Genomic DNA, 13,865 nt, shown 5'->3' on the forward strand with positions numbered 1-13,865 from the left:
TTAAAATAAATGACAAGCTACGCAATGGCCAGGAGATACTTCCTTTAAAATCGGCTCCTCTTCACCACAGATTTGTTTTGCATATTTACATCTAGATTTAAATCTACATCCTGGTGGAGGATCAATTGGAGACGGAATATCTCCCTCTAAAATTATTCTTTGTCTTCTTTTAGCTTCATCTGGATCAGGAATTGGAATTGCAGATAGTAATGCATTGGTATAAGGATGGATTGGTTTACTATATACCTCATTACTCTCTGCTATTTCAACTAGTTTTCCTAAGTACATTATTCCAACTCTATTGGATATATGCTTAACCATGGATAAATCATGAGCTATAAACAAGTAAGTTAGGCCAAAGTCATTTTGCAAATCCTCAATCATATTAATTATCTGAGCTTGTATGGATACATCGAGAGCAGAAATAGGTTCATCACAAACAATAAACTCTGGATTAACTGCAAGAGCTCTTGCTATTCCGATTCTTTGTCTTTGACCTCCTGAAAACTCATGTGGATAACGATTTAAATGATTTTGATCAAGACCTACCTTATCTAAAAAATACTTTACTTTTTCTTCTCTTTCTTTGCCTTTACATATTTTATAAATATCTAATGGTTCACCGATAATATCTCCAACGGTTAGCCGTGGATTAAGTGATGCATAAGGGTCTTGAAATATCATCTGCATCTTTTTTCTATAAGATAGCATCTGCTTATTAGTTAACTTACCAATCTCTTCATTATCATAAAATATCTCTCCAGCAGTAGGATTATATAATTTTAATAGGGTCCTACCTAAAGTTGTTTTACCACATCCTGATTCTCCTACTAGACCTAAAGTCTCTCCTTTTTTTATTTGAAGAGATACCCCATCAACAGCCTTTAGTATTCCTTTATTCTTACTAAAAATTGATTTCTTAGTATTGAAATATTTACATAGATTTTTTACTTCTATTAGTTTCTCCATGCTACTCATCTTCCTTCCTCCTCTTCAATGGAGTTTCAACCTTTGGTGCCCTATTATCATTTAGCCAACAAGCAGATTTATGTCCTGGAGTTATTTCATAATATTCAGGTCTATGCTCTTTACATACTTCCATAGAATATTTACATCTAACATAAAATGGACATCCCTTTGGAGGTTTAAATAAATCTGGTGGTTGACCATCTATAGGTCTTAATCTTTCTCTTACCAAGGTATTAGGATTAGGAACGCTTTCCATAAGACCCCAAGTATATGGATGTTTAGAATTATAGAATATATCCTTTACAGTTCCTTGCTCTATAATAAGACCTCCATACATTACATTCACATTGTCACAAATATCTGCAACAACTCCCAAATCATGTGTAATAAGAATTATAGATGTATTTAATTTCTCCTTTATATCCTTCATTATCTCTAAAATTTGTGCTTGTATCGTAACATCTAGTGCAGTAGTTGGTTCATCAGCAATCAATAGCTTTGGATTACAAGTTAATGCCATAGCTATCATAACCCTTTGTCTCATACCCCCAGAAAACTCATGTGGATATTGCTTCATTCTGCTTTCAGGACTAGGTATACCAACTAAGTGTAATAATTCTACAGCTTTTTTATGTGCTTCTTCTTTAGTCATCTTCTTATGGATTCTAAGCGGCTCCATAATTTGATTTCCTATAGTCATAAGCGGATTCAAAGAAGTCATAGGATCTTGGAAAATCATGGATATATCATTTCCTCTTATGGTAGACATATCTTCCTCACTGATAGATACTATATCCTTATCTTCAAATCTTACTTTCCCCTCTTTTACTTTACCATTATCATCTAAAAGCCTCATAATAGACATCATTGTAACACTTTTTCCACTACCAGATTCTCCAACTATACCCATAACCTCACCATGTTCTAGATTAAATGAAACTCCCCCTACAGCTTGCACTTCTCCAAATTGAGTATAGAAAGATGTTTTTAAATTATTTACTTCTAACAAATTACTCATCCTTCCACCCCCTACTTTTTAATCTTTGGATCTAGAGCATCTCTAAGCCCATCACCAAGCATATTAAATGAAAAAATTGTTATACATATAGCCAACGTCGGAAATAAAAGCTGATATGGATATAATCTTAAAGTAGATAAAGCATCGCTAGCTAAAGTTCCCCATGATGCAAGTGGTGGTACTAATCCTAATCCAATAAAACTTAAAAAAGCTTCTGAAAATATTGCAGTTGGTATTTGCAGTGTTAGAGTTACTATAATTGGACCTAAACAATTTGGAATTAGATGTTTAAATAGTATTCTCTTACCTTGAGCTCCTAAAGTTTTCGCAGCTAAAATAAATTCTTGTTGTTTAAGCTGAAGTATTTCTGCCCTAACAATTCTAGCCATACCTATCCAATAAGAAATAGCCAAGGCTACAATAATATTGAATAAACCACCTTTTTCAAGAATGACCATTAATAGTATTACATATATTGTCATAGGTATAGAAGATATTATATCTACAATTCTCATCATAATATTATCTACCCATCCACCTATAAGTCCAGCAATTCCACCATATACTATGCCTATAACCAAATTAAGTATAGATGCCACAAAACCAATTATCAAAGAATATCTAGCACCATACATAACCCTTACAAACAAATCTCTTCCTAGTGAATCTGTTCCAAACCAATGCTCTGCAGACGGTCCCTGGTTAGTAAGCATTAAGTTATTTGTGGTATAATCATGTTTAGAAAACCAAGGAATAAATATAGCTCCTAGAGTTATAAGAATAACAAAGATAAGCCCTACTATTGCTAACTTATTTTTTTTAAGTTTTCTCCACGAATCCTTCCAATAAGATACACTTGGCCTATTTATTGTATCCTTCTGTTTACTACCTTCATCTACAAAGACAAAATCCTTTTCTAAAATTTCATTAATTTCTTCATTAAATTCCATAACATCACCTCCTACGCTTCAACATTTTCTAATTTAATTCTTGGATCTATAATTACATACATAATATCCACAATTAAATTACATAGTATAAGAAGTGTACTATAGAATATAGTTACTCCAAGTATAGTTGTATAATCTCTATTTGTTATTGTAGTTACAAACTCTCTTCCAAGTCCAGGTATGGCAAATATCTTTTCCACTACAAAGCTACCAGTTAATATCCCTGCAATCAATGGACCTACGTAGGTTACTATAGGAATTAATGTATTTCTAAGAGCATGTTTAAACATGATTCTTCTACCATTAACTCCTTTTGCCTTTGCAGTTCTAATATAATCTGATTTTAAAACTTCTAAAAGTTTAGATCTTGTAAGTCTAGATATAAATGCTATAGAATATCCCGCTAGAGCTATCGATGGTAAAATATAACTCTTTAAGCTATCTAGACCCGTTATAGGAACTAAGCTTAGTTTAACTCCAAATACATACATCAATAGTGTAGCTATAACAAAACTTGGCAATGTAACTCCCAGAGTAGCAAGTACCATACATACTGAATCTGGCCACTTATTATATTTAAGAGCAGCAATTATCCCTAAGAGTATTCCGAAAATTAAGGAAATTACCACAGCTACACCACCAAGTTTAGCAGATGCCGGGAAAGAATAACCTATTATTTCTTGTACTTCTCTTCCTTTGTATCTCATACTTGGACCTAGATCCCCCTTAAGTAAGTCCTTTAAATACATAGAATATTGCTCACCTAAAGATTTATCTAATCCATATTTTGCTTCTAAACTAGCCTTTATTTCTGGTGGTAGTGGCTTTTCACCATCAAAAGGTCCACCAGGCATTAATCTCATTAAAAAAAATGTCGCAGTGATAACTATAAATATAGTTACTACACTTATACCTAGTCTTTTTAGAATGTATTTAATCAAATTCTCACCCCCCATTTTTTATATGATATATATATATTGATTTATTCTCTCAATATTCCATTAATTTTTGTTTAATCCATTACTTTTTAATGATAAATTAATAACAATCTTCATATATATCTATATTTGACTATTTCTTAATGGGTTAATGTGCTTTGTTGCTCAATAAAACTAAGTAATTATATTTTTCAAAAAAGAAAAGTGCCTTAAAATTTTGCACTCTTTAAGATATTTATTCACATTTCATTAAGGAAGTGATACCTAAAAATTAATTGAGTAGATAATAATTACATTATCTACTCATAGTCTAACTAAGTAATTTAATTTAATTATATAAGTTATTAACTAGTTATAAATTGACCACCATTTATATGAATAGTTTCTCCAGTTATAAATGAAGCCCCATCTCCAGCTAAGAATACATAGCTCTCTGCAATTTCAACAGGCTGACCTGCTCTTTTAAACAAAGTATTACTGCCGAAAGTAGATACCTTATCACTATGAAAGGATGATGGTATAAGTGGCGTCCATACTGGACCCGGTGCCACTGCATTTACCCGTATTCCTCTTGTAGCCAATGACTTTGATAAACTTCTAGTTAGGGCTGTTAAAGCTCCTTTAGTACAAGAATAATCTATTAAAGTTTCATTTCCTTCATAGGCTGTTACAGAAGTTGTATATATTATTGAATCCCCCTTCTTCATATGAAATAGTACTTCTTTTGTTAAATAGAAAGCTCCAAAGAAGTTTGTATCAAAGGTTTTATGTAATTGCTTACTAGTTATCTCATTAATTTGTTGACACTCATGTTGTTCTGCAGAATTTGATACAAAAATATTTATAACTCCATACTTTTGTACTACTTTTTTTATAGCTTCCTTGCAGAAGTCTTCATTACCAATATCTCCAGAGATGAGCAAACACTCTCCTCCTCTTTCTTCAATAAGACTTTTTGTTTCCTTAGCATCTTTATGTTCATTTAAATAAATTATACATACCTTTGCTCCTTCTTTTGCATATAGTATAGAAATAGCCCTTCCTATACCACTATCTCCCCCTGTAATTAAAGCTATTTTGCCCTTTAATCTGTCTGAAGTTTTATGATAATCATCTATTTCATAGATAGGTTTTGGTTCCATTTCACTTTCAATGCCTGGCTGTATACTTTGATGTTGAGGCTTAAACCCAATTGGAAAATTGTAGTCCATTTTAACACTCCTTATCTATATATAGAAATCAATTTTTTAACTCCATTACCCTTGCTATATCTTTTATTACTTTACTATATATCCTGTATGACAAATACAGTCCTTAATTTCTTCTGGAGTTGCTGGACTGTTATAATTTACTTCCACTGTACCCCTTGCTATATCAACACAGACCTGTTGTACACCATTAATTTTATCTAAAGAATTATTTAACTTGGTTCTACTTTCTGAATTTACTAGTCCTGATACATTATAATGTACTGATTTCATTTTAATTTACCTCCAATTATTAGTTTTCTAATATATTATCTTTTAAAAGAGCAACTTTTATGCATAGAAATACTAATTCTAAACTATCCACCTTTCATTTTTGTAAATTAATCTATAAAAAAAGACACTACCTATGTAGCGTCTTTAAATCTTATATTTTATTCCTAAATAGCTTGGAGTTTACTTAATAAGTCATCAATTTTTAATCCGTGAACCATACATGCTTCTTCAAGAGTTTCCGCTTGTGCTGAAGGACATCCAACACAACCCATCCCAAAACTCATTAAAACTTCTGCTGCTTTCTCATTTTGTCTTATTACTTCCCCAATAGTCATTTCCTTTGTTACTTGCATAACTATTACCTCCATTTTTATTTTGATTAACTTAGATATAAATATATATCATTAAACATAGTATACTACATTTCTACAGATTTAATTATTTAATTTTTATATCTATATTAATTTACCTATTTTTTTTATTAATGCCATACAACTTTTTAACGTAGTATCAGTATCATCTAAACATGGATTAAATTCTACAAAATCCATAGATTTAACTAATCTAGTATTAAATATACTAGTTAATAACTTCTCTGCATCATTTATATTAAATCCATTTGGAACTGGAGTTCCTGTACCCTTTATTAATTCTGGATCTACGGAATCTATATCAAAGCTAATATGAATATTATTTATTCCTCGTGCTTTTAAACCTTCCAAAAGATCCTTGCACACTTTATCTACACCTATTTCTCTTACTTTATCCATAGTCCAAACAGTTAAATTTTTATCTTTAATTAATTGAAGTTCACCTTCATCTAAATCTCTTGCTCCAATTATAAATACATTTTCCTTTTTAACTTTTATACCATTAAAATATAAATTTGTTAAAGATTCATCTCCAAAACCCATGGATGCAGCTAATGGCATACCATGAACATTTCCTGTAGGACTTGTCTCAAAGGTATTTATATCTCCATGAGCATCAATCCATATTACAGCTAAATCTCCCTGAAAATATCTACTTGAACCAGCAACACTTCCCATAGCTAAAGCATGATCTCCACCTAAAGTTATAGGGAAACCTCCACCGCATAGGGAACTATAAACTGAATTAGCCAAATTCTCAGTTACTTCTATAATTTCATTAATGTATTTTGCATTTACTCCGGCCGCAAAAGGTTGCTTATCCTTTGTATTATTAACATAAATATTTCCTAAATCATATACCTTATTTTTATGATTTTCTAATAATTCTTTAATTCCATTTTCTCTTAATTCATCCGGTCCATTTTCTACCCCTGCTCTATCACATCCATAATAAAGAGGTACTCCAATTAAGTTAATATCCATATAAATCCCCTCCGTTAAAATGCCACTTATGTTATATTAGCATTCAGTCAAATTTTACTTTCAAATCCCTATTTCTATTATGTATCTATCTAATATAACCTAGAAATTTATCAGCAATTATTACTTTATTCCAAAACTAATAAAATTACAATAGAAAACTAATATTTATTTTATCGAATATATATATTTTTATATAATAACTGTTATAATATTCACTGTTCTAATGGATAATTATGTGGTTAACTTAAAGGTTTTATAATATATGTAATAAACTTCATTTCATTTTAAAGAATATTTTATAAAAATTTCAGTATATTAAACTTTTCATATATTCCATTGCCTGTTATTAAAATATGTATTTTTATACATACATCAAGTTATAATTAAGGAATACTTTCTCAAATATAATAGAGCCTATTTCAATATTATCTTTAAAATAGGCTTTCTATCTATATTTTTTTATAAAGAGTTATTTCTGTTTCTCCCTCTTGAAGTTTAGAGAGTTCTGGTACAAGATTAGTAAAATGTATTGTATTGTTATGTAACTTTATTGCTTCTTCACTCTCCCAAACCTCAATGAATGCAACTACATCACTTTTTCTTAAATCTTCGTAAAGATCATACTCTATACATCCAGTTTCTTTCCTGCTTTCTTCTATAAGTTTATTAGCTAAATTTTTAAATTCTTCTTTTTTATCTTTCTTTATAGTCTTTTTTGCTACAATAGTAACCATATTCATATACCTCCAATATAAATTATTTTAATTAATGTTCACCATAATATCGCCCTATACTTGCTTCAAGCTTCATATATTTTAACCTTCACAGAATAGAGAAATATAAAAATAGTTAAACAGCCTATAAAAGAATTATATCACATTTACTAAAATTTACATATAAAATAAGGACTTAAAACAGCTTTCACAGATGCTTTAAATCCTCATACTCTAGTTTTACCCAGATAAAATTCGATTATTTTTCTATTATAGTTCCTGTAATACCATGTAAGGCTTCTTTAGCTTTTTCTAGTGAAGTTATTAAAGCTTTACCATTATTACTGAATTTAACATAGTCCATACATGCTTCTACCTTAGGTAACATTGAACCCTTAGCAAAATGGCCTTCTTGTATATATTTACCTGCTTCTTCTAAATTAATTTCTGATAATTCTTCTTGATTTGGTTTATTAAAGTTTATACAAACTCTATCAACAGCTGTTAAAATAACTAGCATTTCTGCATCTAGATCTTTTGCAAGTTTTGCGCTTGATTTATCTTTATCTATAACTGCTGCAACACCTCTAAGAGATCCATCAGATTCCTCTACTACAGGAATACCACCACCGCCAACAGTAATAACTATAGTTCCTTGTTCAACTAATTGTTTAACTGTTTCAAGCTCTACAATTTTTTGAGGCTGTGGAGATGCAACTACTCTTCTATATCCTCGACCCGCATCTTCTACAAATGTAAATCCTTTTTCTGCAGCTATCTTTTCAGCTTCTTCCTTACTATAGAACATTCCTACTGGTTTACTTAAGTTTTTAAAAGCTTCATCATTTTCATCAACTACAACTTGAGTAACTACAGTAGCAACATTTTTTCTAATCCCTCTAGATATAAGCTCTGTTCTAATGGATTGTTGTAAGTGATATCCAATATATCCTTGACTCATGGCACCACATTCTGCAAAAGGCATTAATGGAGTATTTGCTCCATTATTTGCTGCAAATTCCATTGCTAAGTTTATCATTCCAACCTGTGGACCATTACCATGGCCAACAATTACATTATAGCCTTCTTCTACTAAATCAACGATGGTTTTTGCTGTATGCTTAACTAAATCTAATTGTTCTTCAGCTGTTTTTCCTAAGGCGTTTCCCCCTAAAGCTATTACTAGTTCCTTCATTTAATTCACCCCATATATAATTTAAATATAAAATATGTTGAGACTATTATATTTTTATCTATGCCTTAAATATAATATTTTATTGTTTAGCTAATTAAATAATAGGGTAAACCCCTTCCTTTCTTAATTGTAAGAAAGGGGTTTAATTATTATAGCCCTATAGTTGCAGCCATAACTGCTTTAATTGTATGCATTCTATTTTCAGCTTCATCAAATACTACAGATTGTTTTGACTCAAATACCTCATCAGTAACTTCCATTTCTGTCATTCCAAATTTTTCTCCCATTTCTTTTCCTACTACAGTTTTTAAATCGTGGAATGCTGGTAGACAGTGCATAAATATAGCTTCTGGTTTAGCATTTTCCATAGCAGCCCTATTTACTTGATATGGTCTTAGCTCTTTTATTCTTGCTTCCCAAACTTCATCTGGTTCTCCCATAGATACCCAAACATCTGTATAGATAACATCTGCATTCTTTGTTCCAACCATAACATCTTCAGTTAATGTTACAGTACATCCATTTTCCTTTGCAATTTCCTTGCAAGTTTCAACTAGTTCTTCAGCTGGGAATAATTCTTTTGGTGCACAAGCTGTAAAATTTAAGCCCATTTTTGCACAAGCAACCATTAAAGAGTTACCCATATTATTTCTGGCATCACCCATATATACAAAGTTAATTCCTTTTAATCTTCCAAACTTCTCTTCTATAGTCAATAAGTCTGCAAGCATTTGAGTTGGATGGAATTCAGTTGTTAATCCATTCCAAACTGGAACTCCTGCATAAGCTGCTAATTCTTCAACTATTTCTTGGTCAAAACCTCTATATTCTATACCATCATACATTCTACCTAATACTCTAGCTGTATCTGCAATAGATTCCTTTTTACCCATTTGAGAACCTGTAGGTCCTAAATAAGTAACACCCATACCTAAATCCATAGCTCCTACTTCAAAGGAACATCTTGTTCTAGTAGAATCCTTAGCAAATAATATTGCAACATTCTTTCCCTCTAAATTTTTATGAGATACTCCAGCTCTCTTTAAATTTTTGAAGTCCTTAGATAAGTCTAATAAATATCTAATTTCCTCTGGTGTAAAATCTAATAATTTTAAAAATGAACGTCCTCTTAAATTAATTGCCATTGTTATACTCCCCCTAATATGTTATTTTTTATATAATTTTATTTTATTCTTCTTCAGTATTTAATTATTGAATACTTAAAGAAGATTTTTTATTTTACAAATATATTATATTTTTAGTTAATTCAAAATACAAAATAAATATTGATTATATTTGTGTTATTAAACCTCACGAATTAAAGGCATAGACATGCATCTAGGACCTCCACGTCCCCTTGATAACTCGGATGATGGTATAACATGAGTTTTTATCCCATGCTCTTCCAATATCTTGTTAGTTACATAATTCCTTGAATATACAATAACTTCACCTGGTCTTATACATAAAGTATTAGAGCCATCATTCCATTGCTCTCTTTGTGAAATTACATAATCTCCTCCACCACATCGAATTAGCTTTACATCGCATTCTAAATATTTCGACAACACCTCTTGTAATGTCATACTTTCCTTAGTAATTTTCACTTTTCCATTTTCCCCTTTTGTTAATTCAAATATTTCAAGAGGTCCTTCTATTTGTGGGTGAATAGTGAATTTATCATAATCAACTTGAGTAAATACTGTATCTAAGTGCATATATGCTCTAGTCTTTGGTATCTTAAATGCTAGTACAGTTTCAATTTTGCTATCTGGTGTTTCAAAGAATATTCTCTCTGATATTTTTTCAATTGCCTGTGGAGCTGTCCTTTGAGATATCCCAATTGCAAGAACCTTTTCAGATATATTAAGAATATCTCCCCCCTCTATATTATAATCAAAATCTCTGTCATAAAGCCTATTAGTTCCCTTAAAATCAGGATGATATTTAAATATAAAGTGTGCATATATAGTTTCCCTATTTCTTGTTTCAGAATACATCCTATTTAAGCTTATTGAATTTCCAATGGATGCAAAGGGATCTCTTGTAAAATAAAGATTTGGCATCGGATCTGTAATAAATGGATATGCCTCATTTAAAAAATCCTCTAAATGCCTTGCTTTTGCTTTCTTCAATTCTGACTTACTAATTCCAGCCATAGTCTTTCTAATTAACTCTTCATTGCAATTAAAACTAATTAAATAGTTATATAATTCTTCTTTAACTTGTTCACTCTCTACTTTAGCTTCTTTTATAAACATTTTAATAAATTCATCTTTAACATCTGGGTTTTCCATTACTTTTGCTGCCAATTCATGTAAATATACAACTTCTACTCCATTGTCTCTTAAAACCTGTGCAAAGGCATCATGTTCTTCCTGTGCTACTTTTAAATAAGGAATATCATCAAATAATAATCTCTCCAGATATTCCGGTGTTAAATTCTCAATTTCTGCACCTGGCCTATGCAACAAGACTTTTTTTAATGGTTTAATTTCGCTTGTAACATTTATTCCCATAACTCTTTCCTTTCTTATACAATATTTTGTTAATTAAAATTACTTTATTTAAATTAACAATTTTTTATTTATAATATCAATATCCCATAACCTAAGTAATAAATTAAATTATGTAATATTGTTTTACACAAGTAAAAGTTTACACTCTATATGTTTTTAGCCTTGAATAAACCTAAACTATTGGTTATATAAATTTCTCCATTTTTATCAATTATTTTTTTTATATAACCTTCAAATTCTTTTTTCTTGGAATCAATAATGTCTAATATATTTCCAGGTATAGAATAAATATATTCTAATATATTATTGGTGTCATTAACTATAAGCTTATCATCATACAAAACTTTCTCTACGTTATTAAAATACTTACTAAGTATTTTTTCTCCATTCTCCAATCCAAATTTATAAGATAACTTATCTTCATATATGCGTATATTGCTACTAAAGCTTAACATTAATTCTTGTAACTCCTTTAAATGATTACTTCCAATAGTAGAACAGTATACTACTCCATTAGGTTTAATAACTCTTTTTATCTCAGCCAGAGCTAAATCTATATCTTTCATAAAAAATAATATATGATTAGCAATTACTACATCAAAACTATTATCATCAAAGGGTAATGAGGTTAAATCAGTTATTATAAAATTAAACCTTTTAGAATTATCTCGTAAATTTAACTTTGCTTCATTTATCATATCTTCACATATCTCTGTTAGAGTAACCTCTATACTCTCATGTATATTGTCCATATTTTTAGCCCATAGAACTCCATTACCACAACCTATTTCTAAAACCTTATCCTTTTTTTTGATTTTCATATTATCAAATACCCATGGATACCAACCATACCTATTTGTTGAGAATCTATCCATTAACTTCACACCTTCATTTAAATTAGATGCATCTCTACTACGTTGCAGTAATTCCTTCTCACTCTCTAAAGATTTTATTACATCAATAGCCTCTTCCCATTTCATATTAGAGTTCTCATTCATACTAAATTCAGCTGTTTCTATAGCATTTAATACTACCTTCATATTATTCATCTTATTTTTAATAATACTTTTCTGAAGTTTCAGAGAATTCATCATATCTTCTTTCTTATAATCACAATTTTCTGTACTTATAATTTCATCTAAGGATAATCCCAAGTACTTTAAAGCTAAGATTTTTTTTAATTTTATAAAATCTTCATCAGAGTAATATCTATATCCTAGGTTATTAGTATATGATGGCTTAAGAATTCCTTTGCTATCATAATATCTAATAGTTCTAATGGTAACTCCTGCTTTCTTTGCAAATTCCCCAGTGGTATAAAATTCATCACTATTCATATTTATCCCTCCAAAGCAATCGTATACCTTACCCTATATTAATATAATAGAAGGTTACGTAAGGTAACTGTCAATACCTTTTTATGAATTTTATTACATTTATACAACATACTTAGTGTTGTATGTAATAATTGTATCATAATTTTGCATAATATTCTTACTTTTTCAGTTAACTTCAAACTTTCTATCTAATACTTATATTGTTATAAAAGTAAAAAGACAGAATTGACTAGTTAAATCTAGTTTTCTATCTTTTTATACATTAATTATATAATTTCACATCAGCTATAAACTCCAATACTTTTTCCCCATTTGTTGCCCAAGATGTGACAAGACGAATAGCTGAATTCTCTTTATCGATTTTTTCCCAAATCATAAATAAGTATTTTTTTTCAAGACTATTAATTAATTTATTAGGGAGTATAGGAAAGACTTGATTACTAGATGAATTTATCATAAAACTGTAACCAGCATCTTCAATGCCCTTTTTAAGAATTTCCGCCATATTATTAGCGTGAGTTGCTAAATCAAAATATAGATTATCCTTAAATAATTCTTCAAATTGAATTCCTAGCATTCTTCCCTTTGCAAGTAGAGCTCCCTTTTGTTTAATATGGTATCTGAAATCCTTTTTTAAAGTATCTCTACATATTACAAGAGCTTCTCCTATTAAAGCTCCTCCTTTGGTTCCACCTATATAAAAGGCATCTACTAATTGAGCTAATTCATAGATTTTCATATTGTTTTCATTAGAACATAGTGCAGAGCCTAATCGTGCACCATCAACATATAGATATAAATTGTGTTTTTTACACACTTCACTTAGCTCTTCTACCTCTTCTCTTTTATATATTGTTCCTATTTCTGTAGAGTTAGAAATATATACAAGTTTTGGCTTTACCATATGTTCATCAGTGTGCTCTTCTATTACAGCTTCTATATTTTTTCTGGTTAATTTTCCATCTTCCACATCTACAGAAATAACCTTATGCCCTGTAGCCTCAATGGCTCCAGTTTCATGAACTAGCACGTGACCAGTATTTGCTGCAATTACTGCTTCATGAGGTCTTAAGAAGGCCGATAAAGCAGTAAGATTAGTTTGAGTTCCTCCAACTAAAAGATGAACATCTACATCTTCTCTTCTTATTTTTTCCTTAATTAACTTAATAGCTCTTGCTGTAAATATATCTTCTCCATAACCTTCACTCTGCTCCATATTACACTTGATTAATGCCTCTAATATTCTTGGATGCGCTCCTTCACTATAGTCATTTTTAAAGCTATACATAATAATATTACCTCCATTTTTTCATATTCTATCACTTTGCCATAGAAATATCAATAAAGGCTAAATAGACTTATGAAAGGTCTGATCGATTTATGATAATGT

14 protein-coding genes are annotated in these 13,865 nt (G+C 30.2%); all 14 read right to left on the bottom strand.

What is annotated here, in order from left to right; genetic code table 11:
- Entirely contained in the window at positions 1-978 is a 978-nt protein-coding gene (locus B3J31_RS01490) for a dipeptide ABC transporter ATP-binding protein (RefSeq protein WP_150843786.1), read from the bottom strand.
- On the bottom strand, positions 971-1,987 hold the full coding sequence (locus tag B3J31_RS01495) for an ABC transporter ATP-binding protein (protein ID WP_035132891.1): 1,017 nt from the start codon (positions 1,985-1,987) through the stop codon (positions 971-973). Before B3J31_RS01495 ends, B3J31_RS01490 begins: the two co-directional genes overlap by 8 nt.
- A gap of 11 nt (positions 1,988-1,998) precedes the next feature.
- Positions 1,999-2,937: an ABC transporter permease gene (locus B3J31_RS01500; protein WP_346848044.1), complete on the bottom strand. Its 939-nt coding sequence runs from the start codon at positions 2,935-2,937 to the stop codon at positions 1,999-2,001.
- Positions 2,938-2,948: 11 nt separating this feature from the next.
- Positions 2,949-3,878 carry an ABC transporter permease subunit gene (locus B3J31_RS01505; protein ID WP_150843784.1) on the bottom strand — a complete coding sequence of 310 codons (930 nt, stop codon included), beginning with the start codon at positions 3,876-3,878 and terminating at the stop codon, positions 2,949-2,951.
- Positions 3,879-4,219: 341 nt separating this feature from the next.
- A complete protein-coding gene (locus tag B3J31_RS01510) occupies positions 4,220-5,086 on the bottom strand; it encodes an SDR family oxidoreductase (RefSeq protein WP_346867893.1) in 867 nt (288 codons plus the stop codon).
- 66 nt (positions 5,087-5,152) lie between these two features.
- The gene (locus tag B3J31_RS01515) at positions 5,153-5,356 is read right to left on the bottom strand and encodes a cation transporter (protein WP_150843782.1); all 204 of its coding nucleotides are present in this window, start codon (positions 5,354-5,356) and stop codon (positions 5,153-5,155) included.
- Positions 5,357-5,520: 164 nt separating this feature from the next.
- Positions 5,521-5,709, bottom strand: a complete 189-nt coding sequence (locus B3J31_RS01520; RefSeq protein WP_035132884.1) for a DUF1858 domain-containing protein — start codon at positions 5,707-5,709, stop codon at positions 5,521-5,523.
- A 102-nt stretch (positions 5,710-5,811) separates the two neighbouring features.
- On the bottom strand, positions 5,812-6,711 hold the full coding sequence (rocF, locus tag B3J31_RS01525; protein WP_346867892.1) for an arginase: 900 nt from the start codon (positions 6,709-6,711) through the stop codon (positions 5,812-5,814).
- A 449-nt stretch (positions 6,712-7,160) separates the two neighbouring features.
- Positions 7,161-7,445 carry an antibiotic biosynthesis monooxygenase gene (locus tag B3J31_RS01530; protein WP_150843780.1) on the bottom strand — a complete coding sequence of 95 codons (285 nt, stop codon included), beginning with the start codon at positions 7,443-7,445 and terminating at the stop codon, positions 7,161-7,163.
- A 238-nt stretch (positions 7,446-7,683) separates the two neighbouring features.
- Positions 7,684-8,619, bottom strand: a complete 936-nt coding sequence (gene arcC, locus B3J31_RS01535; protein ID WP_150843779.1) for a carbamate kinase — start codon at positions 8,617-8,619, stop codon at positions 7,684-7,686.
- A 149-nt stretch (positions 8,620-8,768) separates the two neighbouring features.
- Entirely contained in the window at positions 8,769-9,764 is a 996-nt protein-coding gene (argF, locus tag B3J31_RS01540; protein WP_150843778.1) for an ornithine carbamoyltransferase, read from the bottom strand.
- 159 nt (positions 9,765-9,923) lie between these two features.
- The gene (gene arcA, locus B3J31_RS01545) at positions 9,924-11,156 is read right to left on the bottom strand and encodes an arginine deiminase (protein WP_346867915.1); all 1,233 of its coding nucleotides are present in this window, start codon (positions 11,154-11,156) and stop codon (positions 9,924-9,926) included.
- Between the two features lie 128 nt (positions 11,157-11,284).
- Positions 11,285-12,475 carry a MerR family transcriptional regulator gene (locus tag B3J31_RS01550; RefSeq protein WP_346867891.1) on the bottom strand — a complete coding sequence of 397 codons (1,191 nt, stop codon included), beginning with the start codon at positions 12,473-12,475 and terminating at the stop codon, positions 11,285-11,287.
- 262 nt (positions 12,476-12,737) lie between these two features.
- Entirely contained in the window at positions 12,738-13,763 is a 1,026-nt protein-coding gene (locus B3J31_RS01555) for a low specificity L-threonine aldolase (RefSeq protein ID WP_346867890.1), read from the bottom strand.
- Positions 13,764-13,865: the final 102 nt, after the last annotated feature.

Source organism: Clostridium sp. UBA5988 (assembly GCF_002435615.1).
GTDB lineage: Bacteria > Bacillota > Clostridia > Clostridiales > Clostridiaceae > Clostridium_J > Clostridium_J sulfidigenes.

Coding starts and splice junctions, on each gene's coding strand:
- B3J31_RS01510 (WP_346867893.1), bottom strand. CDS start 5,086: ATGGACTACAATTTTCCAATTGGGTTTAAGCCTCAACATCAAAGTATA.
- B3J31_RS01520 (WP_035132884.1), bottom strand. CDS start 5,709: ATGCAAGTAACAAAGGAAATGACTATTGGGGAAGTAATAAGACAAAAT.
- B3J31_RS01500 (WP_346848044.1), bottom strand. CDS start 2,937: ATGGAATTTAATGAAGAAATTAATGAAATTTTAGAAAAGGATTTTGTC.
- B3J31_RS01550 (WP_346867891.1), bottom strand. CDS start 12,475: ATGAATAGTGATGAATTTTATACCACTGGGGAATTTGCAAAGAAAGCA.
- B3J31_RS01490 (WP_150843786.1), bottom strand. CDS start 978: ATGAGTAGCATGGAGAAACTAATAGAAGTAAAAAATCTATGTAAATAT.
- B3J31_RS01495 (WP_035132891.1), bottom strand. CDS start 1,987: ATGAGTAATTTGTTAGAAGTAAATAATTTAAAAACATCTTTCTATACT.
- B3J31_RS01555 (WP_346867890.1), bottom strand. CDS start 13,763: ATGTATAGCTTTAAAAATGACTATAGTGAAGGAGCGCATCCAAGAATA.
- B3J31_RS01530 (WP_150843780.1), bottom strand. CDS start 7,445: ATGGTTACTATTGTAGCAAAAAAGACTATAAAGAAAGATAAAAAAGAA.
- B3J31_RS01515 (WP_150843782.1), bottom strand. CDS start 5,356: ATGAAATCAGTACATTATAATGTATCAGGACTAGTAAATTCAGAAAGT.
- arcC (WP_150843779.1), bottom strand. CDS start 8,619: ATGAAGGAACTAGTAATAGCTTTAGGGGGAAACGCCTTAGGAAAAACA.
- argF (WP_150843778.1), bottom strand. CDS start 9,764: ATGGCAATTAATTTAAGAGGACGTTCATTTTTAAAATTATTAGATTTT.
- rocF (WP_346867892.1), bottom strand. CDS start 6,711: ATGGATATTAACTTAATTGGAGTACCTCTTTATTATGGATGTGATAGA.